This is a genomic window from Streptomyces sp. NPDC041200 (genome assembly GCF_055591805.1).
Window position 1 is genome coordinate 76,263 of the sequence record NZ_JBVIZF010000018.1, and the last position, 22,011, is coordinate 98,273.

Sequence of the window (22,011 nt, forward strand, 5' to 3'; positions counted from 1 at the left end):
GAGGTCGCTCGCCGCCGGCGTCGTGCAGCCGCGGTCAGCGGAGGATGAAGTCCTGGTTCGTGCCGGGCGTGTTCTTGCACTGCCACTGGTCCAGTTGCTGCCCCAGGTTGCCCCCGGCGCCGTAGACGTCCAGGCACAGACCGCTGTTCTTGTTCTGGAACGCGTAGGAGCCGTCGGACTGCCGCACGGGCAGCCAGAGGCCGTTGGCCGCCGCGCCGGGGGCCTGCTGGACGATGTCCGGGATGCCCGCCGCCGTGGAACCGCCGGCCACCGCCACGTCCAGGCCGGAGTTCTGCGCCCGCAGTTCGCCGTAGCCGCCGGAGGCGGGCACGAACCGGAACTGCTGGTTGCTCTGCCCGTTGCACGTCCACTGGTCGATCGCGGCGCCGGCGCTGCCGGAGTCGCCGTACACGTCCATGCACAGGTTGTTGCTGGCGACCACGAGTTGGTGGTAGCCGTCCGGGAAGCCGCCGCCGCCCGACGAGGCGGGTGTCAGATAGACGGCGAACGCGTCGTGCGAGCCCTGGAACGTGAACGGCACGGTGATCGAGCCACCTGAGGCGCTCACGTTCTGGTCGTATACGGTCTGTGGCGCACTGAGCGGCGCCTGGTCCGGGATGCGGTGCACGGTGACGTGCACGCCGCCGCCGTTCGCCAGCCAGGGCACGGACGCCAGTCCGCCGAAGGTCACCGACGCGGCGCCGGTGTACCCGTTCGAATCGCCGATGACCGCCACCGCACGCTTGGCGGAGGAGTCCACGGAGGCCGAGATCGCCGTCGAACCCACCTGGCCGGAGGTGTCCACGAGGGTGCCGGTCATGTCGGCGTAGTCCCGAAGCGCCCACCAGTTGCCGGTCGGCTTCCAACTGCCCCCGCTCTGGGTCAGGACTCCGGTCAGGTTCGGGGTGACGCAGCACACCCAGTTGCCGCGCATCGCGTTGGTGTACCCGGATTGCGCGAACCGCGCCAGGTACCAGGCGGTCACACCGGCTGTCTGCCGGTCGGCCGGCTGGTACTCGTTCGAGGACAGCGGCAGCTGACCGATGCCCGCCGCGGTCAGGGCGCCGTTCAGGGCCCGCGCGACGGTGACCGGGTCGTCGACATCGCCCTCGTTGTGGTTGGCGATCATGTCCGGCACCGTCCCGGCCGCCTTCACATGCGCGAGCCAGGTCCGCCATTCACCCGGGTTGCGTTCCGGGGTGAACGCGAACGACGGCCCCACGATCTGCGCTCCGGGGGCGATGCGCCGGATCTCCCGGTAGGCGGTGTCCCACATCTGGAAGTACTGGGGGCTGTTCACCCCCCGGGTCCAGAAAGCGGAGATGTCCGGCTCGTTCCATATGTCGTAGGAGAACGTGAGCCCCGAAGCCTGTAGTGCTCCCACGGTGGAGTCGATGAAGCTGACCCAGTTGGAGCAGTCGCCGTTGTCACACGGATATCTCGTGTTCGACGGCTGGCCGCCGTTCGCGCCGTAGATGTCGCTCACCAGCACCTGGTACTGCGCGTGATAGGGCGGTCGGGTGAGCCGTTTCGCCTGGGCGCTGATCGAATCGAGGTCGGCCCGGGTGGCCGAGCCGTACTGGTAGCCGTCCCTGATCCAGCCGCCGGAGAACCAACCGCCGCCGCGGAAGGCGTTGATCCCCAGCGGCTGGATGAACTGGTCCGCCGGTCGGCTGCCGTCTTCGCTGAAGCCGTAGAGGAACCCCTCCCCGACGCCGGTCGACGGCCCGCGGGTCGACGCCAGGTTCACGCTCAGCGACGTGGCCGGGGCGGCCTGGCTCGTGTCCGTCGCCAGCAGCGGCAGCACGAGTGCCAGCACGATGCCGGCCACCAGTGCCAGACGGCGGGGTCTCGCTCTCGTCCTCATCCGGTCCTCCTGCGGTTCGGCGCCGCTGGGCTGCGGCGCGTGTGATGGACGGGGCCAGCTTCCGGAGGCGGCGCGCAGCGCGGACGCCGGCGGCACTTCCGGCACGTCCGGGGTGCCCTTGATGCCGTCGGGGAACTTGACCGGATCCGGCGCCAAGTGGGCGCCGGAATCGCGGCTATCAGTCATCCGACGAGGAATCCCAACAACGGACACGGGTTGTTGCGGCCGCCGCTGGGGAAGGGCACGCATGGCAGCGGGGCAGTTTCGTGGCCGTTCCATGGACGTGCTGGGGGGACCGCCACCTCCCGCGGATGTGAAAGGAGCTCAGCGGTAACCGGCCGCCGTGACGTTGGCCTGTACCGCGTTGTCAGTCGCATCGGAGGGGTAGCCGGCGACGATGGCTCCTTCGTAGAAGGTGCCGGCGCTCAGGTTGGCCCCGCCGCCGGGCTTGCAGCAGTCGCCGCCGCTTCCCAGGACGATCGCTCCTTGTTTCTTCATGGGGCTGTAACCGCTGGGAAGCGGGCCGTTCCACATGGTGGTCAGGCCGCCGGATTGCGCGTTGCCGCCCTTGAGAGCGAATCTCGACGTCCCGTTGTTCTTGAGCATCGCGGTGACGAACTTGCTGGGGAAAGCCCGCTGGTTGGTGTTCCAGGACTGGCTGCCTCCGGAGTACAGGCCCCATTCGAGATCGGCCTGCACCCAGGGACCGCTTCCCGAGCAGCCGCCGAACCAGCATTCGGTGCCGAAGTTGATCGCGTCCATCGCCCCGGCGGCGTCGGCCTTCCTGTCCGTCTCACTGTTGCCGTAGTCGAAGCAGCAGCCGCTGTTGACATGGGTACCGCTGGTCACCATGTACGCCCCTTCGGGTGCGGCGCCGGTCGGCACGCCCGTCAGATGGCCGTCCCGCCAGTAGCTGTTCCCGGGATTGATGTACAGGGAGTACGCCTTGGTGCCCCCGGCGGTCAGCGACTCGGAGGTCGCCTTCGCAGGGCTGCTCTGACTCGATCCCGGGACCTGGGCCGATCCCTGGTACCACAGGTCGTTGCCGCGTCCGGACTGGTCATAGACCGCCGTGATCACGCACGAGGTACCCGCGCAGAACGAGTCCTGCGCCGCCGCGTTGGCGAAGCCGCCGGGCGCCAGCACGCCGATGTCCCTGGTCGCGTTGTCCGAGAAGCGCCTGACCTGGTACAGGGTGCCGCTGTACGAACCGTAGAGCGCCCGCACCGTGCTGTGCGCGGCCACGCACGGCGTACCGCCCTCGGAGTAGATGTCGCACGGTCCGGACCCGCCGGACCCGGGCGGAGGTGTCGGCACGCTCCACTTCTGGTTGCTTTGGCCATTGCAGGTCCACAGGATGACCGCGGTGCCATTGGCGGTGCCCGACTCGTTGACGTCCAGACATAAGCCGGACCGGGCACCGGTGATGGACCCGTCGGAGTTCTGTCGCCACAACTGGGTCGGCCGTCCGTCGCACGACCAAATGATCAGCGGGGTTCCCGGAGCCGTCTGGCTGCCGCGGGCGTCCACGCACCGGGTGCCGCCCATCGTTCTGAGCTCACCCGCCGACGTGAACTCGAACGCTTGGTTCCCCTGGCCGTTGCAGTCCCATATGCCCAACGCCGTTCCCGGGGTGTCGGTGTTGCCCTTGACGTCCAGACACCGCCCCGATGCCGAGCTCACCAAGGGGGTCGTCACCGCCGGTGCCGATGCCGACCATGTCGGCGTGGTCGCCAGCAACATGGTCAGTAGCGCCATCACGCACACGGCGGCGGCCGCCGGTAAGCGTGGTCCACGAGCCTCAGGGCTCCGGAGCGAAACAGAGGAAAGCTGCATTCTGTTCCTTGAATATGTGGGGAAGGGGACAAAGATTGCCGTGTCCGTCCGAAGGGAAACGCTCAAGGCCGCCGCCATCGGCATGGCCGCGGGACCCGGGCGTTCCTGTTGGCGTTGCCGCCAGTGCGTTCGACTTGCCCTTCCAGTCGACTCACGGGAGGGCGTGCTGTGCGCAGCCCGCCGACCACTCCCGTCAGGGTGCGGTCGACGGTGGCGGGCGCGGGCGAGGGTGCGATCCGGACGAGGCCATGGGGCGACTCTCCCTCAGGGGTAAGGGCGCCCGAGAGCATCCACAGAGAACTCTCAGACATCCCATGTCCCATAGTGATTCCACTGGTCGCTCGCACTGTCAATAGGCATCTCTCCCTCAATCGGAACCTGATCCATCCCATGTTTCATTTTGCGCTGGTCAGCCCGCCGTGACGGTATGCCGAAACCGCGCCCAGCGACGGCCGTCGTGTCGAGCGCGGGTCTTCGTTCCGGTCCCGGAGAGTTCCATGGGCCGGCGGCAGGTTTGGCGCCGATCACCCCACCTGCTGATTTCCGTGGATCGGGACCGATCGGCGCGCTCGAACAGGTCCGACCTGGGGGCAGGCAGGTGGCGGCGTATCCTCTCGCCGTGCGCCGCGGGGGGCCGCGCAGGCATTCGCCCGGGTGACTCGCCATCATGGCGGTGAACCGGAGGCGCAGCCGGCGGCGTCTTCGCCCAGTTCTTCGGCGTCAACGCCCCTTCTGGCCTAGCCCCCTCGAACAGAGGTTAGCCGGGGGCGAATTGCCGTCGCCCGGTGGAGAGGGGGACGGGGGCTGTGGAGGAGATGCGGAGGCTGCTGGCTGAGTACGGCCAGTGGCGTCGGGACGACACCGCGTCAAGGCGCAGCTGGCTTGAACAATTCCAGGCATCGTGGCGGCGCCGCTGGGTCGTGTTCCGCACCCGGCGACTCCACGCACCTCCATCCGGCTGGCCCCTGGGCCGGGGCCAGGTTCGAGTTCGAAGGACGCGATGACATCCTCCAGTACGGGGTGAGCCGAATCGGCTCGCTCTACAGGTGAACGGGGCGGTCGTCCTCGGACGAGAGCATCTGGAAGCCGCCGTTGCCGGGCAACGCTCGCTGCCTGAGCTGATCCGCGAGATCTACCGCCAACGGCAGCCGTACGTCCCGCTGGCCGACCCGTTGACTGCTGGTGATCCAGCCGCGGATGAGTGAGCGATGACCCCGGCGGCACGGCTGACGCTCGCTCTCGATGTGGAGGCCCGCACCTGGTCGGGGACGGAAGCCGAGGTCCTGCTCGCCGGCGCGGCCCAGGAGGCCCAGCCGACGGACCTCTCATGGGCTGATCGTGCCGTGCTCTCCGCTCTCGCCCGGCACCTGCCACCTGTCTAACGCCGCCATCGGCTGGTCACACCGGGCACCTTGCTGACGTGGCACCGTCGTCTGGTGTGCTGGAGTGGGCGCCAAACTCCAACCGCGCCCGGTCGGCCACCGCTTGCGGAGGAGATTGCGGCGTTCATCCAGCGCTTGGCGTGAGAGAACCCCACCTGGGGATACGTGAGAATCCAAGGTGAGCTTCGACGGCTCGGCTATCGGGTTGCCGCCGCCACGATCCGGCGCGTCCATGTCCTGGGTGTCACCGCCCACCCGACCGGCGCATGGGTCACCCAACTCGCCCGCAACCTGCTCATGGACCTCGATGACAGAGCGGGGCGCTTCCGGTTCCTCATCCGTGACCGGGACAGCAAGTTCACCGCCCCTTTCGACGCCGTCTTCGCCGGCAACGGCACAGCCGTCATCCCGACTCCGCCACAAAGCCCACGGTCCAACGCCTACGCGGAACGATGGATACGCACAGCCCGCGCCGAGTGCACCGACCGACTCCTCATCACCGGTGAACGACACCTGCGTACGGTCCTCGACCAGTACGCCGAGCGCGACAACGCCGGACGAGCCCACCGCGACCTGGACCTACGTGCCCCAGACGATGCCCCGAACGTCATCCCCCTGCCGACAGCCACGGTCAGGCGCCGCCACGTACGCCTTCGCCTTGAGCCAGGTGGTGAGGTAGTCGGCGACGGTCTGGTTGAGGTCGGCGGAGAACCCGCCGGCTTCGCCTTCGAGCATGCGCCGTAGCGCGGTGCGGGCGGCCTTCTGGGAGAGGAAGCCGCCGCGGCGGATGGTGGTGCGCCGGTGTCCGGGGGAGGGGAGGTCGACGGCGAAGGTCCAGCTCCCGTGGCCGCTGTCTGCGGCCAAGGCGTAGGCAGTGGACTCCGATGTCCTCGGTGGCGTCATTAACGAGTACCGCTATGCCGCTTGACTAGCAACGATGACTTTTCGAGCCCCACAGGTTGAAGAGGCCCCACAGCCCGTCGGGCACGTTGAGCCGTGCGTACCCCAGCAGGACGTTGCCGGTCATGGGCCCCATCGCGACGAGGTTCCCGTCGGCGTCGGTGGTGGTGTCGTTGCGGGGGTAGTACAGGCCGCCGTCGCGCCAGGTGGGGTTCATGAACCGGTCGGCGTGGCCGAGCAGGCCGTCCCGTGTGTGTTCGTCGCCCATCTCGGACGCCCAGGCGGCCAGCCAGCCGAAGTTGCCGTCGCTCTCCCGGGTCACCTGCTGGCCATTCATGTCCGCGGGCGACGCCGGAGGTACCGAGAGCGTGCCGTCCGGCCTCGAACGCGGCACCGGCCCTGATCAGACGGTCGGCAAGCGGGTCCTGGCCCTCATTTTGGGCAGCAGCATCCATGGAACCGCCTCACGTCCGAAGCGCCGAGCAGTGCCCACCCCGCATACCCCCGGAACACCACAGCACGCGCCAACACACGAGGTCACGGCGGCGCGTAAACCTACGGGCCGTGCCTCCGCGGCGTCGAAGTGGGCAGACCGCATCAGACACCTCCGCAACGAGGCCGGCCGTGCCCTTCTCAGTGGTGGCGCGGGCGAGGCAGCAAGGCGAACGCGCTCTCCGCTATCGAGGTCAGGCGGGCGGGGCTGTGGCCGTACGCGCCTACGACGTCGATGCCGCGGATGATGGTCAGCAGGAGGTACGCGAGGTCGTCGGGATCCGCGTCGGGGTCGATGTCGCCGTTGCGCTGCGCCGCTCGCACACACTCGGCCACCGCCGTGGCGACCGCGGAGAAGCAGTCGTTGGCCAGACGTCTTACCTCGGGGTCGGAGGCGCCGATCTCCAGGGCCATCTTGGCGGCGAAGCAGGCCGCCGCCGCCCGGTCAGGGGCGGGGGGTACGTCGGCGGCGAGTGGCACCCCGTGGACGGCGCGGAGCAAGTACCCGCGCAGTCGTTCCAGGGCGCCTTCGTCCGGTCCGGCGAGCGCCTTCGGCGCAAACTGCCCCAGCCGGGTGAAGTACCCGGCCATCGCCTGCAGCAGCACGCCGTGCTTGCCGTCGAACGCGGCGTAGAGGCTGCCGCGGCCCAGGCCGGTGGCGGCGCTGATGTCGTCGACGCTCGTGCCGTTGTAGCCCGAGGTGCGGAACTGCCGCTCGGCGGCATGCAGGACGTGGTCGCGGTCGAAGCTTCGTGGTCTCGCCATACACAGAAGGTAAAGCCGACCCGCCCTTCTTGACAACTCAGTACAGAACCCCTAGGTTTCTGACTATTCAGTACACAACCATCCTGAGCTTGCCGGACCACCTTGGTCCGGGCTTGCAGGACCGCGACGCCGCGAAGGCGGCTTGGACGTTGAACCCATGACGTTCAGGGCGTCGCACGCAGCCCGGTGCAAGAACGAGCCAGCCGATGAAGGCTGCTTCAGAACCAATACATCGGAGGACCTCATGACCGCGGTCAGTACGGACAACACCGCACCGGAAGGCACGATGTCCCGTGATTGCTGCTGACGAGACGTTCGACGGCACGTGGCCGTATCCCGCCCGTTTCAACGAGGCTGCCGGCTTCCGTCAGCATTATGTCGACGAGGGCCCCGAGCGGCCCGGTCAGACGATCGTCATGCTGCACGGTGAGCCCACGTGGGGCTACGAGTGGCGCCACCTGATCGGGCCGCTGTCACGTCACCATCGGGTGGTCGTTCCCGACCACATGGGCTTCGGCAAGAGCGAGACGCCCCAGGATCGCACGTACGACGCGAGCGAACACATCCTGAATCTCGAATCGTTGTTGGTCGACACGCTCGACCTCGCGGACATCACCCTGGTGGTCCGTGACTGGGGCGGCCCCATCGGCACCGGGTTCGCATTGCGTAATCCCAGTCGGATCTCCCGGATCTTCGCGGTGAACACCGTGCTGCCTCTCGCCGAGGGCATCGACGATCTGATGAAGGCCAACGGCGCCGAGAGCCGGTGGTTCCAGTGGGCCCAGTCGGCGCTCGCGGACGGTTCGTTCGAGCAGATCCTCGGACAGGCGGGTCACACCATCGCCCACCTGATGATCGACCTGCAACATGTCGCTCGACCGGAGATCGCCACGCCGACCTGGATCCGCGCGTACTCCAGCCCCTTCCCAACCCCGGAGCAGTGCCGCGGTGTCATCGCGTTCCCCCGGCAGGTCCTGGAGGGCCCGCAGGGCCCGCCGCCCGGCCCGCCGCCCATGGAAGCTGTCGCCGCGCTGCGAGGCCTGCCGGCGATGCTGGCGGTCGGGATGCGCGACACCGCACTGCTGCCCAAGTACGTGATCCCGGCGTTCAAGCTCAGCTACCCCGACGCACCTGTGGTCGAGATCCCGGGCGCCGGCCACTTCCCGACCGAGGACGCTCCCGAGACGCTGCTGGCACTGCTCGAACTGTTCCTGCAGACGTCCGCGCGCACCTGAAGGCCGAACGGCCGGTTCCGCGTGTGCGGAGCCGGCCGTTCGACGTGAGCGAGGCGCCCACATCGACAAGGCCGTAGCCTTCTCCGGCATGTCCGAGTGAGGACCTACCTCTCGCGTGACGTGGCGGTGCTCCGCGTCGGGGACCTCGCGCATGCCGCCGCGTGGGGGTGGGACGGCATGGCCCGCCGCGTCGGCCCCGCGACTCCCAATCCGCAGCACAGGACGCGGCGCGGGGACGGCGCCCAGCTCTGCGAGGACCGAGGCGGAGCACTGGCACGAATTCGTGCAAACGCGGTCCGAGGTGCGGAGCGGCGGCCGAAGTGCCATCGTCTGCTGGCGGCGAGGCGTTCGGCGACTGACCGTGCGGTTCAAGCCCGGCGATACCGCGCATGCGGTGGAGCAACTCGACGGGATGCGGGGGCAGTTTTTCGCTAACCGCCCAGACGACCGCCCGGCGGCGGGTAAACCTACGGGCTGTGCCTGCGCGGCGTCGAAGGGGGCCGACCGGATCAGGTGCCTGTGCGACGAGGCCGGCCGTGCCCTTTCTCAGCGGTGGTGTCGGCGAGGCAGCAAGGCGAACGCGCTCTCTGCGATTGAGGTCAGGCGGGCGCGACTGTGGCCGTACTCGCCTACGACATCGATCCCGCGGATGATGGTCAGCAGAAGGTACGCGAGGTCATCGGGATCCGCGTCGGGGTCGATGTCGCCGGTGCATTGCTGCTGCTGGCCAAGCCCGTGATCACCAAGAAGCCCAAACTCGGCATTCCGGGCATCGTCGTGGTGAGCGAGGGCCGACCTGCCGTACTTGACAACTCGGTACAGAACCGCCTAGGTTTCCAACTGTTCAGTACATAACCGCCCTGAGCTCACCGGACAGGCCGCGTGCACGCCTGGCGCGATGGAGAGCAACCCATGCCTTTGAACTCCTCCGCGCCGCCCGGCGTGCGACGCCTTCCAGCTTTCTGAACAGCTGACCCCCTCCAATCACCCAGAACTCGAAAGGTTGACCAAACCATGACTGACAAGGAAAGGCAGGAGGCCATGGCTGTGACGACTCCTCCGTACGCGAGCGACGCACTGGCCGAGGGGACCGTCGACGCGGTGGTGATCGGCGGGGGCGCCGCGGGGCTGAACGGCGCACTGATCCTCGCCCGCTCCCGCCGCTCGGTCGTCGTGATCGACAGCGGCTCCCCGCGCAACGCGCCCGCGGAGGCCGTGCACGGCCTCCTCGCCCTGGACGGCACCCCGCCGCCCGAGATCCTTCGGCGGGGCCGGGAGCAGGTGCGCCAGTACGGCGGACGCGTCGTGTTCGGCGAGGTGGTCTCGGCCGAGTCCGCCGCCCCGTCGGCGGACGGGGACCTTCGGTTCACCGTCACCCTGGCCGACGGCCGCAGCATCACCGCCCGCCGCATCCTGGTGGCCACCGGCCTCACGGATGTGCTGCCACAGGTGCCCGGGCTCGCCGAGCACTGGGGGCACAGTGTGGTGCACTGCCCGTACTGCCACGGCTGGGAGGTGCGCGACGAGCCCATCGGCATCCTCGCCACCGGCGCGGCCTCCATCGGCCACGCGTATCTGTTCCGGCAGCTGACCGAGGACCTGACCTACTTCACCCACGGCACTGACCTGGACGAGGACAGCCGCGCCCGCTTCGCCGCCCGCGGCATCCGCATCATCGACACCCCGGTCACCGAGGTCGTCAACGACGAGGACGGTGCCCTCGCCGGGGTGCGCCTGGCCGACGGCCAGGTCGTGGCCCGCCGCGTCGTCGCGGTCGCCGCGCCGATGCAGGCCCGCACCCAGGGCCTGGAAGGTCTGGGCCTGCCGGTGCAGGACCTGCCGAAAGGCCGCGGTTTCGCCTCCGGCCTGGCCGGCACCACCGACGTGCCGGGTGTGTGGGTGGCCGGCAACGCCACCGATCTGGTCGCCCAGGTCGGGGCCTCCGCAGCGGCCGGCGCACTGGCCGGCGCCGACATCAACAGCACGCTGGCCACCGCGGACACCGACGCGGCCCTCCAGAGGATCGCCGAGGCAAGCCCCAAAGCGGCCACACGATGATCTCGAAGCCCTGAGATCTCAGCCCGTCACCCGCTCGCCTCACCTTCATCGGCGAGGAAACCAATCAGTTTCCAGACGGCTTTCAGTCATGCCCAGCAAGCAGGCAGCAGGAGCGTCGCGCCGAGGTCAACGCCACCCTCCTCGACTTCCTCGCCCGCCTCGACGACTCCACATCCTCGGCTTCCTGAACGGCCGACCCACCCCAACCAGATGGAGGACACAACGATGTCGGAGCGCAATCCCATTCTGATCACCGGCGCCGGCGGCCAAGTCGGTGGCGTGAGCAGGGTGATGGTCGACATGCTGCTCGAACAAGGCCACCCGGTGCGCGCGTTTGTGCGACGGGACGACGAACGCGCGCAGTCGCTGCGCGAGGCCGGGGCCGAGGTCTTCGTCGGCGACCTGCTCAAACTCGCGGACGTGGCCGCCGCGCTGAAGGGTGTCAAGCGCATCTACTTCAGCATGACCCCGCAGCCGTACTACGCCGATGCCCTCACCTTGATGGCCGCGGCGGCGCGAGCCCAGGGCGACATCGAGGCCTTCGTGCACCTGTCCAACTACGAGCAGTCGTACATGACGCTCGAGAAAATGACCACACCGGATGAGGAGCGGCGTTCTTGGCTCGGCGGACTGGTCACGGACTGGTCACCGCAGCAGCGGGCGCACTGGGTCTGCGAGCGGGTGCTGGACTGGTCCGGCATCCCGACCGTCAACGTGCGTGCGACCCTGTTCGCCGAGAACCCCCATCTGACCTGGATGCTACTGGGCACGCTGAGCAACGGTGAACTGCGCCTGCCCTTCGGCAACCAGCGGCTCGCGCCCATCGCCGTTCACGACCTGGCAGAGGTGTGCGTGAAGATGCTGGTCGACCCCGCACCGCACATCTCGAAGTCCTACGCGCTCACCGGCCCGGAGCTGAAGGACATGTACGGGTTCGCTGAGGACTACGCAGCCGTGCTGGGACGCCAGGTCGTCTACATCCCTGAGGAAGTGGAGGCCTGGAACGAGGCCTTCATTGACGAGACCGTCCTGCAGGAGGCCCTGGGCGATCCGGCTGCGGCCCGGCACGTGGCGGCGCACCTGAGGATCCAGACCAGGCTGATCGCCAGCGGGCGGTACGACGTCCTCTCCGACCAACTGGAAACCCTGCTCGGGCGCCCACCGCGGACCATGCGGTGGGCGCTGCAGAACAATACGCGCCTGCGCGAACTGGCGGTTGCTCCGAACCCCTGAGCGCTCCGGAGCAGAACATGACGCCACACCGGAGTCCTCAGACTGAGAGTGCGGAACGTGAGCTCTTGTTAGTTTCGTGGTTGAGGTTGAGGAAGGATCGCTGGTCGCGGGTGGGGGGTGGCTCTCAGGCGTCGGGGCCGTCGAGATGTTCGTCGACGACGGCCGGTACGCGCACTCGACCGTGGTCTTCCCCGACGTGTCCGACACCAGGCCTGGCCCTGTTCACCATCGACGGGCAGGAGGTGTTCCGGAACATGGTGATCCGGGAGTTCGCGGTCTGATCCGACGGGGGGTGGCCGGTGGGATGGCCGCGACGGACGAGGTCGGCGGCGGCGCCCGGCGCGCCGGGGCTCTCGTCGAGGAACAAGCGCGAGGGCCGCACCGGGCGCGCTCGGTTCCGCGTCGGCCGAGCTTCGGGGCCACGAGGTGGGGCGGGTCCCGCGTGAGGCAGCGGCCGCTGGGGCGTGATACGGGGGCTTCGGCTCGGCGTGGCAAAATGGGGGGCCGTTCGTCCGTCCTTTGATGCTGCGAGGTTCTCCGTGAGCAAGCACGTGGCCCGCGAGCCGCTGCGCCGTAATTCGCGGTCCAACCGGGCGCGCATCCTGGCCACGGCCCGGGAGGAGCTGGGGCGGAACCCCGATGTCACGCTGGAGGAGGTGGCGCGGGCCGCCGGGGTCGTCCGGCGCACCCTCTTCGGGCACTTCCCGGGGCGGGCGGCGCTGCTGGAGGCGCTCGCCGAGGAAGCCGCCGAGACGTTGCGGAACGCGGTGGAGGCCGGGCCGGAGTCGGGGGAGTCGGCCGAGCGGGCGTTGGCGTGGTTCGTACTCCGGATGTGGCCCGTGGGCGACCGCTACCGCATGCTGCTGGCGCTCACCCGGCGGGACCTCGGCTCCGAGCGCGTCGCCGAGGTGCTCGCGCCGGCCCGGGAGGCCGCCATCGGGATCCTGGAGCGCGGGCAGCGGGACGGCGTCTTCCACTCCCATCTGCCGCCGGCCGTGCAGAGCGCAGGCCTGATGGCGTTGATCGTGGCTCTGGTGGAGTCCGTCAACACCGGCGCGCTGGAGGACGACGGGCACCGGATCGCCACGGCCACCCTCATCGCGGCCGGCGTGCCGGAGGATCGGGCGAGCGCGGTGGTCGAGGAGGTTGCGTCGGCGATGGCTACGGCTCTTCCGGCCAACGGCACCTGACTTCTCTCCGGCCGACCCGTTCGACGAGGTGTCCCGGGTGTCGTCGCGGCGGAAGGTGACCGACTAGCCGGAGAAGTGGGCGGTGAGGCCCTGCTCCGTGGTGGTGACCGAGCGCAGTCGGAGGCCGTCGGGGATGTTCCGCGGCGCGATCGGCTCGGCGAAGACCTGGCCGAGCAACTTCTCACCGGCCTCGGGCAGGGCGACGCGGCCCGCGACCTTGAAGTCCTTGAAGGTGACGCGGTTGCCGGAGGCCGCCGTAGCCCTGGGGCAGTTCCAGGCAGAGGGCAGGTCCGCGTACGACAGGAAGACGGTCGCCTCCGCCGAGCGGACCCGGGCCTTGCTGCGTCGTCCGACTTCTCCAACCCGTCCATCCGTACGGCGAGTTCGGTCACCGGCAGCGGGCGGTCCGAGTCATGGGCGGGGATGTCGTGTGTTGCCGTGATGTCCAGCCGGCCGAGGGGGGTGGTGCATCGGCAATCCTTCAAAGGAGTTCGGGGGGCGGGGAGTTCGGGGCGGACATTCGGGTGATTGGGGTACGGGGGCGGGGTTTCAGACGGGACTCGGGGGCGACCCGGACTTCCGTACCTGATCGACCTTCGCGGCGGCGGTGTCCGGGGCGACTCCGGCGGCGATGAGGGCGGCGGTGGCGGCGCCGGTGCCGTCGTCGGACCACAGGCCGCGGTCGACGCAGTCGAGCAGGGCCAGCAGTTGGGCCTCGATGGCTCGGCCGAGCGGGACGGGCGGGACGGTGGTCTGGAAGACGCCCTGTCGACAGCCGTGGGCGAAGACCCTCGTGGCCATGTCGCGGGCGGGGGTCAGCAGTTCGTCGACGCGTGCGCGTGCGAGGTCATGGCCGCGGGCCAGCCGGATCAGGGTGCGGTAGCGGTCGCCGACGGGCCACACCATGAGGACGAATCGCGCCAGGTCCGCGACGGCGTCGGGGGTCGGGGCCGGGGCACCCGCGACGGCGCGCCGGATCGCCTCCGCGGCCTCGGCGGCCAGGCCCTCGACGAGCGCGGCCCGGCAGGCGAAGTGGACGTACACGGTGCGCCGGGCCACACCGGCGGCGGCGGCGATGTCCTCCAGGCGGCTGTCGGGGTCGCGGGTCAGTTCCCGCCGAGCCGCGTCGAGGATCCGGGCACGGGTGGCCCGCGCGTCCCGACGCTGCGCCGAAGTCGAGGTCGAAGTCGGCGAGGGGGACGAAGTCGGAGTCGGAGCAGGAGGGGGCGGCGTCTCGTGGGGCCGGGCCGGAGACCGTCTCGGCCTCGTCGTCGGTGTTCGTGCTGGTCGGCTGGTCACGTCGGTACCTCGAGGGCGGGTGGGAGGAGGGAGTCATCGTGATAGTTGCACAGCGAGGGGCAATAAACTAATCTGCACATCGATGGGCAATTAAGTGCTTCCGCTCGTCCACCCCGTCCCTCTTAGGAGCTACTGATGCCCTTCCTTGCGAACACCCCCGTGGAGAAGATGACCGGGCCGTACGCGCGGCGCTGGTGGGCGCTGCTCGTGCTGTGCCTGAGCCTGCTGATCACGGTGATGGCGAACACGTCGCTGATCGTCGCCGCCCCCGACATGACCACCGACCTGGGCCTGAGCAGCAGTGATCTGCAGTGGGTCGTCGACGCCTACACCGTTCCGTACGCGGCGCTGATGCTGGTGCTGGGCTCGATCGGCGACAAGTACAGCCGGCGCGGCGCGCTGGTGCTGGGGCTGCTGATCTTCGCCGGCGGTTCGGTGATGGGGAGCATGGTCGACGAGACCTCGCTGGTCATCGCGGCCCGCGCGATCATGGGTGTCGGTGCCGCGGTCGTGATGCCGGCCACGCTGTCCCTGCTGGTCGCGACCTTCCCCCGGAGCGAGCGGACCAAGGCCATCACCGCCTGGGCCGCGACCTCCGGGCTGGCGGTAGCCGTCGGCCCGCTGGTCTCCGGCTGGCTGCTTGAGGACCACGCCTGGGGCTCGACCTTCCTGATCAACGTGCCGATCGCCGTCCTCGCCGTGTTCGGCGCGCTCGCCCTGGTACCGCCGTCCAAGGCGGAGGGCATGGGCCGGATCGACTACGTCGGTGGTCTGCTGTCGATCGTCACCGTCGGCTCCCTGATCTACGCCGCCATCGAGGGCCCGCACTCCGGCTGGGGCGTCGGCCCCGTCACCGCCGCCGTGGTCGCCGGTGTCGGTCTGGCCGCCTTCGTCGCCTGGGAGCTGCGGCACCCGCACCCGATGCTGGACGTCCGAAGGTTCGCGCTGCGGCCCTTCAGCGGCTCGATGCTCGCGGTGATGTTCTTCTTCTTCGGTATGTTCGCCGTGATCTACTACGCGACGCAGTTCCTGCAGTTCGTCCTCGGCTACGGCGCCCTGGACACGGGTGTACGGCTGCTGCCGCTGGCCGGTGCGGTGTTCCTCGGGTCCGCGGTGACCGGGATGCTCACCCCGAAGCTGGGGGTGAAGGCGATGGTCGTGACCGGCCTGGCCGTCGGCACGGCGGGCATGTTCCTGCTCACCCAGATCGACAAGGGGTCGACGTACGGGGACTTCCTGGCGCCGATGATGATGCTGGGCCTCGCGCTCGGACTGGCCATCTCCCCGGCGACCGACACGATCATGGGCTCCTTCCCCGAGTCCGAGCTGGGCGTCGGCGGCGGTGTCAACGACACCGCGCTGGAGCTGGGCGGGGCGCTGGGCATCGCGGTGCTGGGCTCGCTGCTGGGCACGGCCTACCGGGACGAGCTGACCGACCTGGTGGGCAACCGGCTCCCGGCGGAGGCGATGGAGACCGCCAAGGACTCGGTCGGCGCCGGCCTGGCCGTCGCGGAGCGGGTCGCGCAGGATCCCTCCGCCGGGCCCCAGCAGGCCCAGGCCGCCGTGGACGCCGTCCACCAGGCCTTCGCCCACGGAGTCGCCCAGGCCAGCCTCATCGGCGGGATCATCATGGCCGCCGGAACACTGATCGTCCTCGCGGTCCTGCCGGGCCGGCGCGGGTTCGCGAGGAAGAGCGCCGAGCCGGGGACCGGGACGACGGCGAGCGAGGCGGCGACTGTGCGGGAGCACACCGGGTCCACCCGCTAGATCGCCGGCGGGGCGTCCACTGGATCGCCGGGGACGCGTCCGCCGGGTCGCCGGGCACCGCCTCCGCCGGATCGCCCGCCGGGTGCGTCGGGCAGGAGCCCGGCGGCGCGAGACGCGCAGGGCGCGGGCGTGGTCCACGGTCCACGGCCAGCGGGTCTCCTGCCGGAACACCTCACCGTCCTTGGCCTCCGGGCCGCCCCGGGGCTCTCCTCCGGGGCGGCCCGGAGGCCAAGGGCCGTGAGGTGACAGCGGCAGTCGCCGCAGACGCCGCCCTGCGACGACAGGCGACCGCCGTTCTCCTCCGCTACGCCGCACCCACTGCTACGCCGCACTCCGCTATGCCGCACCCGCCGCTGCTCGCACCCACGCGGCGGCGTCGTGCCACCGCCCTGCGGCCCTGCGGCCTTGCTCGCGCCCCCGCCCTCTGAGCCTCGCGCCCCACGGCGCCGCTCGCGTCGGCACCCCTCTGCCGCCGTCACCCTCAGCTGCTCGCACCCCCGCGACGGAGCCACGCACGTCACACCCGTCCCCCTCAAGGCGCAGGCCTGAGCCCCAGCTCTCGGCCGACTGGCGGAGGGCCTCGACCACGGCCGCGGTTCGGGGTTGTGGGCCGGACGGGGAAACGGGCCATACGGCCGCGATGCGGCGGTGGCCCGCCACCGGGACCGTGGGCAGGGCCACGGTTTCGGGCGGGGCGCCGGTGAGGGCGAGAGTGGGGACCACGGCCGCGCCGAGGCCCGCCCGGACCAGGGGCAGTACGCCTACACCCCGAGCGGTGTGGGCACGGCTCGGGGTGTAGGCGTACTGCACGGAGATGCGCGCGAGGGCACGGCCGCACGCCGTGCCGGGCGGGGCGGTCACCCAGGGGCGGTCGGCGAGGTCCCTGACCGAGCGGGGCGACGGTGACCAGTCGGCCGGGGTGACCACGCGGTACTCGTCGTCGGCGATCGGCGCGGACGCCAGGTCGCGCCACTGCTCGTGCGGATCGGGATCGTCGCCGTCGTACTCGACGACCAGGCGGAGGCCCGCCGTGAACTCGCCGAGCTCACCGGCCGTTCGACAGGGCCGGTGACGATCACCGCGTTCTCCTCGGGCATCTGCTCGTCCCGGCCCTCGCCGCCCTCGCCCGCCTACGCCGGAAAGCTCGTCGACTGGGCGAAACAGCACCTCAACCTGACCGTCAAGCCGGTCAGCCGCCCCAAGGACGCCTCTGGCTTCGTCGTGCTGCCCCGCCGCTGGGTCGTCGAGAGGTCGCTCGCGTGGATGATGCACGCACGCCGCCATGCCCGGGACTACGAACGGCATCCAGTACTGAGACCCTGATCACCTGGGCCGTCATCACCCTCATGACCAGGCGTCTCGCACGGAAGGGGGCCACCCCCAGCTGGCCAAGGAAACCCACATCGGCCACGAGTGCCTGACAGGCGTGGTCACCGTTCCCCGGTCAAGCGGATCCCCGCAGCCCGTGCTCCATCTGCTCTCTAAGCGGAGGCGGCAGCCACGAAGAACGGAATGGCAATGAGGAAGCGGCCGGCCTCGGCGCGTCGGCGCTGTTCGGCGAGCCACTCATCGGCCTGATCACGGCCGACGGCACCGCTCGTGCAGGCCTGCTCGGCGAGCATGGTGGGCAACGACAGCATCGCAGGATCGGTGAACACGCTGGTGTGCACCTCGACGGTGACGTCGTTGAAGCCGCCGTCCAGGAGCAGGTTGCGGTACTGGCGGCCGGCGCGGGGCGTGCCCAGGAGGTCGGCTCGGGCGTGCACGATCGTGCGGGTGAGCGCCGCATCATCAGAGTCGACCATGATGGCGTCCCAGTCCTGCCCGACCAGGACGATCCTGCCGCCCGGGCAGAGGACGCGCCGCGCTTCCGCCACCGCGCGCCCCGGCTCCTGAAGAAATTGGAAGACCTTGTCGGCACGGTAGCCGCGCACACTTCCGTCAGCGAACGGCAGATCCTCCGCCCCCGCCTCCCGGAACTCGGCCGCCGGCCACCGTTTCCGGGCCGCGGCCAGCATCCACGGATCGGGATCCACGCCCACCGCGTGGACGCCACGCTCGGCCAGCTCGGCGACGGCCCGCCCGGCACCGCAGCCGATGTCCACGACAGACGAGCCCGGGACAAGAGACAGCAGTTCGTAGGAGCGGGCCCGCAGCAGGCTGGCGCTCGGCATCTGGTCCGCCGCGTCGAGGAGGGCCAGCATGGCCTCGGTGTCGCGGTGCTCTTCCACCGCTTCCTGGTTCTTGGACATGGACGCCAAGCTACGACTTAATGTCAACATGAAGTCAAGCGGAGACAACGGCGCGAGCGCGATGAGCATCGGATCTCTTGCGGCACGGTTCGGTCTCGCCACGCACGTCCTGCGGCATTGGGAGTCGATGGGCCTGCTGCACCCCGTACGGGACGCAGGCGGACGCCGCCGCTACGGCGCGGACGACCTCACCCGCGTGGCGACGATCCTCATATTCAAGGACGCCGGCCTAGGCCTGGACACCATCAGGAGCCTGTCCGCCACCGTCGAGCGCGCTACCCGCCACGAGATCCTGCGTGCCGAGGCCGAAGGGCTCCGATCGAGGATCGCCGCCGCCCGGGCCTCATTGGAGCTCATCGAGGGTGGCCTGAACTGCGAGTACGAGGACGTCACCCAGTGCCCGAACTACCGGCGGCTCATCGCCGAGCAGGTCAGCTCCCAAGTGCCGGCGCACGGGCGAGCGCGAGGCGGAAAGTCGCCTGCTTAGCGGGGCGATTGAGCACGACCCGGCCCGAGCCGGGCGAGGAGCGTACAGGTCTGACCGACGACGAGCCGGAGCCGCTTGAGTTCGTACGACGGCACTGACACTGGCCGAGGATCAGAAACACGCACTTAACTTGTTCTTTTGCTTCCGGCCTCGAACGACGCCTCGAACTGGGTCGCTCACCTGGGGATTCGCCGGACGTGGGGGCGGCCTTCGTCTGATCCTGTGCTCCGACCAAGGTGCACCGATCAAGACGAAGGCCGTGAGGGTGAGTTTGCTGCCTGATGCCGTCCGGAGGGAAGCGTTCGGGGAAGCGTCACGCTTCCGGGGCGAGTTCTACGAGTGTCTGACCGCCCGGCGCGATGAGTTGTTCGAGCTGGTGGACGCTGTGCTGTGCGCGGAGGGGGCGGTGAGGTCTCCGGTGGACCTGACACTGCTGCCCGAGCATCGACGTGGGCACGGAGCGATGTACGGCGGCCTGAATCACGGCCGGATCGACATGGACCGGCTGCGAACTGTCCTGGCCGGGCTGTCGCTCCCGCGTTTCGACGGCGGGCGCCTGGTCCTGGCGGTCGACGTGTCGCCGTGGCTGCGTTCGGACGCGCCGTGCTCGGCGGAACGGCTGTTCTGCCACGTCTACGGCCGCGCGAAGGCGGCCTCGCAGTTCATCCCAGGCTGGCCCTACTCCTTCGTGGCCGTGCTGGAGCCAGGGGCCACGTCCTGGACCGCGATCCTGGACGCGGTCCGGCTCGGACCGGCGGACGACGCGACCGCGGTCACCGCCGACCAGCTCCGAGGAGTCGTCGAGCGGCTCATCACCGCGGGCCAGTGGCGGGCCGGGGACCCGGACATCATGATCGTCGGCGATGCCGGATACGACGTCACCCGCCTGGCCTGGGTCCTGCGCGACCTGCCCGTCGAGATGGTCGGCCGTGTCCGCTCCGACCGCGTCATGCGTCTGCCGAAGCCGCCGCGGCGGCACGGTGTCAACGGCCGGCCTCCCAAGCACGGCCCGGAATTCCGCTTCGCCAAGCCGGAGGCCTGGCCCGAGCCCGCGATCACCACCGTCGCCGCCACCACCAACTACGGCAAGGCTCGGACCCAGGCATGGGATCGGGTTCATCCCCGGCTCACCCACCGCTCTTCCTGGCTCGACCACGACGGTGAACTGCCCCTGGTCGAGGGAACGTTGATCCGGCTGAGCGTCGGGCACCTGTCGAAGGACCGGGACGCTCCACCGGTCTGGCTCTGGTCCTCGAGGACCGGCGCCGCCCCGGACGACGTGGACCGCTGCTGGCAGGCGTTCCTCCGCCGCTTCGACCTGGAACACACCTTCCGCTTCGCGAAGCAGACCCTCGGCCGGACCACTCCGAAACTCCGCAGCCCGGAGGCGGCGGACCGCTGGACCTGGATCCTGATCGTCGCTCACACCCAGCTCCGGCTCGCCCGTCCCCTCGCCGCCGACCTCCGCCGCCCGTGGGAGAAGCCCACCGCCACCGACCGGCTTACGCCCGCCCGGGTCCGCCGGGGGTTCAGGAACATCCGCGCTCACCTCGCCTGCCCGACCCGTGTTCCCCAACCCCGAGGCGTCGGCCCCGGACGGCCGCCCGGCGCCAAGAACAGACACCGGGCACCCCGTTACGACGTCGGCAAAACCGTCAAACGCCCCGAGACCCTCAAGGCCATCGGCAAGCCCGGAAGATCTTGGTAGATAAAGAACAAGTTGAGAAGCTGTTTCTCATCCCTGGCCTGGTTCGTGCAGCTCAGGGGGGCGTCGCTTCGGACGGTTCCGCCCGAAGCCGATGTTCCAGGGGCAGCTCTATGACGGGCCGTGTCTCTCTTCGATGGTGAACGAACCGCGGGTGCCGGACAGCCGCAGGATGCGGGCGAGGAAATGCGGGACGGCGCATAGCCGCAGCTCGACGTCACCAGCTCGAGCGGTGCGGGCGGCGGCCAGCAGCGCGCTCAGCCCCGTGCAGTCGCAAAACGTCAGCCCACCGAGGTCGACAACCACCACATGGTTCTCCCCGACGGCGTTCTGGAGTGCCTGACGCACGTCGCCGGCGGTCACAAGGTCAAGCTCCCCCGACACCGCGACCCGGCAGCTGCCGGGTCGCGGTGGCTTTCCGATCCACCCTGATCATCTCGTGCACCGGCCTGCCTCCTCGGCGCGAGGCTGCGTCCAGGAAACGCCCAGACCAGTGGCCCTGTCCACCCCACCGGAGAGGTCAGCGGCCATGCGGGATGCGGGGGCGTCTCCGCGGGGGTAAGCGCTCCTCCGCGGCCGAGGCTGAGGGACTGTTCGCGCAACGACCCCGGACACCAGCATCGACGGCGTGTGGGCGCCCGGCAACGTCGTGGACCACACCGCCCAGCTGATCAACGCCGCGGCCGCCGGGTCCGCCGCCGCCATCGCGCTCAACAACCACTATCTGGTCGCCGCCGACGTCGAGAAGGCTCTCAACGGCCACACCGAGCCAGTACCAGCCAATTGATTGTCGGATCACTCGATCTTGTCCATCGTCTGGCGTTGTTGCGGACGGCGGGATGGGGCGGATCTCCGTCCGGTGACCAGCGATGCAACCTTCAACCCGGTCGGTCAGAACCGTCAGGTGAACGCTGCTCGTCGATGAAGGCGACGAGCAGCCGTTGCGGGGGTTGAGCCGACGGTTCTCCGCCCGCAGCCGGCGGATCTCCTCGGTGCGCACATGCCGCACTGGCTGGCCGAGCTGGACGTGCCGCTGTTCGCCTCGCATCGCCGTCTGGCCGGCCGCCGTACCCTTCCTCGCGCCCGCACCGGCTGGGCGCTGGACTCCGGCGGGTTCACCGAGCTGAGCATGTTCGGTGGGTCGCGTACGGCGGCGGAGGACTACGTGGCGGCGGTGCGCCGGTACGCCACCGAGAACGGCAACCTGGAGTGGGCCGCGCCGATGGACTGGATGTGCGAGCCGGTCATGCTCGCCAAAGACCGGTCTCGACGTGCCTGATCACCAGCGCCGCACCGTGGACAACTTCCTGCGCCTGCGCGACTTGGCGCCGGATCTGCCGTTCATCCCGGTGATCCAGGGGTGGGGCATCGAGGACTACCTGGGCTGCATGGACCTCTACGCAGCGGCCGGAATCGACCTGATGACCTACCCGACTGTGGGGCTGGGCAGCGTGTGCCGCCGACAGTGTGGGTGCCGAATATTACATCCGCCCTGGTCAGGTGTCGGGTGCTGGTAGCGGTCTCATAGGTTCGAAACCTGGGT

Annotated in this window: 20 protein-coding genes and 2 pseudogenes; 13 read left to right on the forward strand and 9 right to left on the reverse strand. The window is 69.7% G+C overall.

Features of this window, described 5'->3' with window-relative positions; genetic code table 11:
* Nucleotides 1–34: 34 nt before the first annotated feature.
* Together ACZ6CL_RS30090 and ACZ6CL_RS30095 are read right to left on the reverse strand one after the other, a co-directional pair.
* The gene (locus ACZ6CL_RS30090) at nt 35–1,867 is read right to left on the reverse strand and encodes an RICIN domain-containing protein (protein WP_468941322.1); all 1,833 of its coding nucleotides are present in this window, start codon (nt 1,865–1,867) and stop codon (nt 35–37) included.
* Between the two features lie 324 nt (nt 1,868–2,191).
* Nucleotides 2,192–3,625, reverse strand: a complete 1,434-nt coding sequence (locus ACZ6CL_RS30095) for an arabinofuranosidase catalytic domain-containing protein (RefSeq protein WP_468941199.1) — start codon at nt 3,623–3,625, stop codon at nt 2,192–2,194.
* A gap of 1,286 nt (nt 3,626–4,911) precedes the next feature.
* Between ACZ6CL_RS30095 and ACZ6CL_RS30100 the strand changes: the two genes are divergently transcribed.
* The gene (locus ACZ6CL_RS30100; protein WP_468941202.1) at nt 4,912–5,085 is read left to right on the forward strand and encodes a hypothetical protein; all 174 of its coding nucleotides are present in this window, start codon (nt 4,912–4,914) and stop codon (nt 5,083–5,085) included.
* A gap of 297 nt (nt 5,086–5,382) precedes the next feature.
* A pseudogene (locus ACZ6CL_RS30105) lies at nt 5,383–5,616 on the forward strand (integrase core domain-containing protein); the annotation flags it as partial.
* 48 nt (nt 5,617–5,664) lie between these two features.
* On the opposite strand, the gene ACZ6CL_RS30110 reads toward ACZ6CL_RS30105, so the two are convergent.
* The 3 genes from ACZ6CL_RS30110 to ACZ6CL_RS30120 form a co-directional block, all read right to left on the reverse strand.
* Nucleotides 5,665–5,949 (reverse strand): hypothetical protein, encoded by a 285-nt coding sequence (locus ACZ6CL_RS30110; RefSeq protein WP_468941334.1) that lies wholly within the window; start codon nt 5,947–5,949, stop codon nt 5,665–5,667.
* A 64-nt stretch (nt 5,950–6,013) separates the two neighbouring features.
* Nucleotides 6,014–6,379: a linalool dehydratase/isomerase domain-containing protein gene (locus ACZ6CL_RS30115; RefSeq protein ID WP_468941203.1), complete on the reverse strand. Its 366-nt coding sequence runs from the start codon at nt 6,377–6,379 to the stop codon at nt 6,014–6,016.
* Between the two features lie 239 nt (nt 6,380–6,618).
* The gene (locus ACZ6CL_RS30120) at nt 6,619–7,242 is read right to left on the reverse strand and encodes a TetR/AcrR family transcriptional regulator (RefSeq protein WP_468941206.1); all 624 of its coding nucleotides are present in this window, start codon (nt 7,240–7,242) and stop codon (nt 6,619–6,621) included.
* Nucleotides 7,243–7,535: 293 nt separating this feature from the next.
* Here ACZ6CL_RS30120 and ACZ6CL_RS30125 point away from each other — a divergent pair, with 293 nt between their 5' ends.
* The 5 genes from ACZ6CL_RS30125 to ACZ6CL_RS30145 all read left to right on the forward strand — a co-directional run bounded on the left by ACZ6CL_RS30125 (nt 7,536) and on the right by ACZ6CL_RS30145 (nt 12,958).
* Nucleotides 7,536–8,477 (forward strand): alpha/beta fold hydrolase, encoded by a 942-nt coding sequence (locus ACZ6CL_RS30125; protein WP_468941207.1) that lies wholly within the window; start codon nt 7,536–7,538, stop codon nt 8,475–8,477.
* A gap of 615 nt (nt 8,478–9,092) precedes the next feature.
* On the forward strand, nt 9,093–9,332 hold the full coding sequence (locus ACZ6CL_RS30130; protein ID WP_468941210.1) for a hypothetical protein: 240 nt from the start codon (nt 9,093–9,095) through the stop codon (nt 9,330–9,332).
* A gap of 186 nt (nt 9,333–9,518) precedes the next feature.
* Complete coding sequence (locus tag ACZ6CL_RS30135) at nt 9,519–10,535, forward strand: NAD(P)/FAD-dependent oxidoreductase (protein ID WP_468941323.1); 1,017 nt, start codon at nt 9,519–9,521, stop codon at nt 10,533–10,535.
* 225 nt (nt 10,536–10,760) lie between these two features.
* The gene (locus ACZ6CL_RS30140; RefSeq protein WP_468941213.1) at nt 10,761–11,768 is read left to right on the forward strand and encodes an NmrA family NAD(P)-binding protein; all 1,008 of its coding nucleotides are present in this window, start codon (nt 10,761–10,763) and stop codon (nt 11,766–11,768) included.
* Between the two features lie 539 nt (nt 11,769–12,307).
* Nucleotides 12,308–12,958 carry a TetR/AcrR family transcriptional regulator gene (locus tag ACZ6CL_RS30145; protein ID WP_468941216.1) on the forward strand — a complete coding sequence of 217 codons (651 nt, stop codon included), beginning with the start codon at nt 12,308–12,310 and terminating at the stop codon, nt 12,956–12,958.
* Between the two features lie 549 nt (nt 12,959–13,507).
* Here the strand turns inward: ACZ6CL_RS30145 and ACZ6CL_RS30150 are convergent.
* Complete coding sequence (locus ACZ6CL_RS30150; protein WP_468941326.1) at nt 13,508–14,092, reverse strand: TetR/AcrR family transcriptional regulator; 585 nt, start codon at nt 14,090–14,092, stop codon at nt 13,508–13,510.
* A 300-nt stretch (nt 14,093–14,392) separates the two neighbouring features.
* Between ACZ6CL_RS30150 and ACZ6CL_RS30155 the strand changes: the two genes are divergently transcribed.
* Nucleotides 14,393–16,024, forward strand: coding sequence for an MFS transporter (locus ACZ6CL_RS30155; protein ID WP_468941219.1), 1,632 nt, complete (start codon nt 14,393–14,395; stop codon nt 16,022–16,024).
* Between the two features lie 336 nt (nt 16,025–16,360).
* On the opposite strand, the gene ACZ6CL_RS30160 is transcribed toward ACZ6CL_RS30155, so the two are convergent.
* Entirely contained in the window at nt 16,361–16,951 is a 591-nt protein-coding gene (locus ACZ6CL_RS30160; protein WP_468941221.1) for a LysR substrate-binding domain-containing protein, read from the reverse strand.
* Nucleotides 16,952–17,002: 51 nt separating this feature from the next.
* Between ACZ6CL_RS30160 and ACZ6CL_RS30165 the strand changes: the two genes are divergently transcribed.
* Nucleotides 17,003–17,347, forward strand: a complete 345-nt coding sequence (locus ACZ6CL_RS30165) for a hypothetical protein (protein WP_468941224.1) — start codon at nt 17,003–17,005, stop codon at nt 17,345–17,347.
* 158 nt (nt 17,348–17,505) lie between these two features.
* Here ACZ6CL_RS30165 and ACZ6CL_RS30170 read toward each other — a convergent pair whose 3' ends face one another.
* Entirely contained in the window at nt 17,506–18,276 is a 771-nt protein-coding gene (locus tag ACZ6CL_RS30170; RefSeq protein ID WP_468941328.1) for a methyltransferase domain-containing protein, read from the reverse strand.
* A 61-nt stretch (nt 18,277–18,337) separates the two neighbouring features.
* On the opposite strand from ACZ6CL_RS30170, the gene ACZ6CL_RS30175 reads away from it, so the two are divergent.
* Together ACZ6CL_RS30175 and ACZ6CL_RS30180 are read left to right on the forward strand one after the other, a co-directional pair.
* Entirely contained in the window at nt 18,338–18,763 is a 426-nt protein-coding gene (locus tag ACZ6CL_RS30175) for a MerR family transcriptional regulator (protein ID WP_468941226.1), read from the forward strand.
* A 265-nt stretch (nt 18,764–19,028) separates the two neighbouring features.
* Nucleotides 19,029–20,471 carry an NF041680 family putative transposase gene (locus tag ACZ6CL_RS30180; protein WP_468941229.1) on the forward strand — a complete coding sequence of 481 codons (1,443 nt, stop codon included), beginning with the start codon at nt 19,029–19,031 and terminating at the stop codon, nt 20,469–20,471.
* Between the two features lie 108 nt (nt 20,472–20,579).
* Here ACZ6CL_RS30180 and ACZ6CL_RS30185 read toward each other — a convergent pair whose 3' ends face one another.
* Nucleotides 20,580–20,891, reverse strand: coding sequence for an STAS domain-containing protein (locus ACZ6CL_RS30185; RefSeq protein WP_468941331.1), 312 nt, complete (start codon nt 20,889–20,891; stop codon nt 20,580–20,582).
* A 205-nt stretch (nt 20,892–21,096) separates the two neighbouring features.
* Here ACZ6CL_RS30185 and ACZ6CL_RS30190 point away from each other — a divergent pair, with 205 nt between their 5' ends.
* Together ACZ6CL_RS30190 and ACZ6CL_RS30195 are read left to right on the forward strand one after the other, a co-directional pair.
* The gene (locus ACZ6CL_RS30190; RefSeq protein ID WP_468941232.1) at nt 21,097–21,255 is read left to right on the forward strand and encodes a hypothetical protein; all 159 of its coding nucleotides are present in this window, start codon (nt 21,097–21,099) and stop codon (nt 21,253–21,255) included.
* Between the two features lie 213 nt (nt 21,256–21,468).
* Nucleotides 21,469–21,985: pseudogene (locus tag ACZ6CL_RS30195) on the forward strand (deazapurine DNA modification protein DpdA family protein).
* The last annotated feature ends 26 nt before the right edge of the window (nt 21,986–22,011 follow it).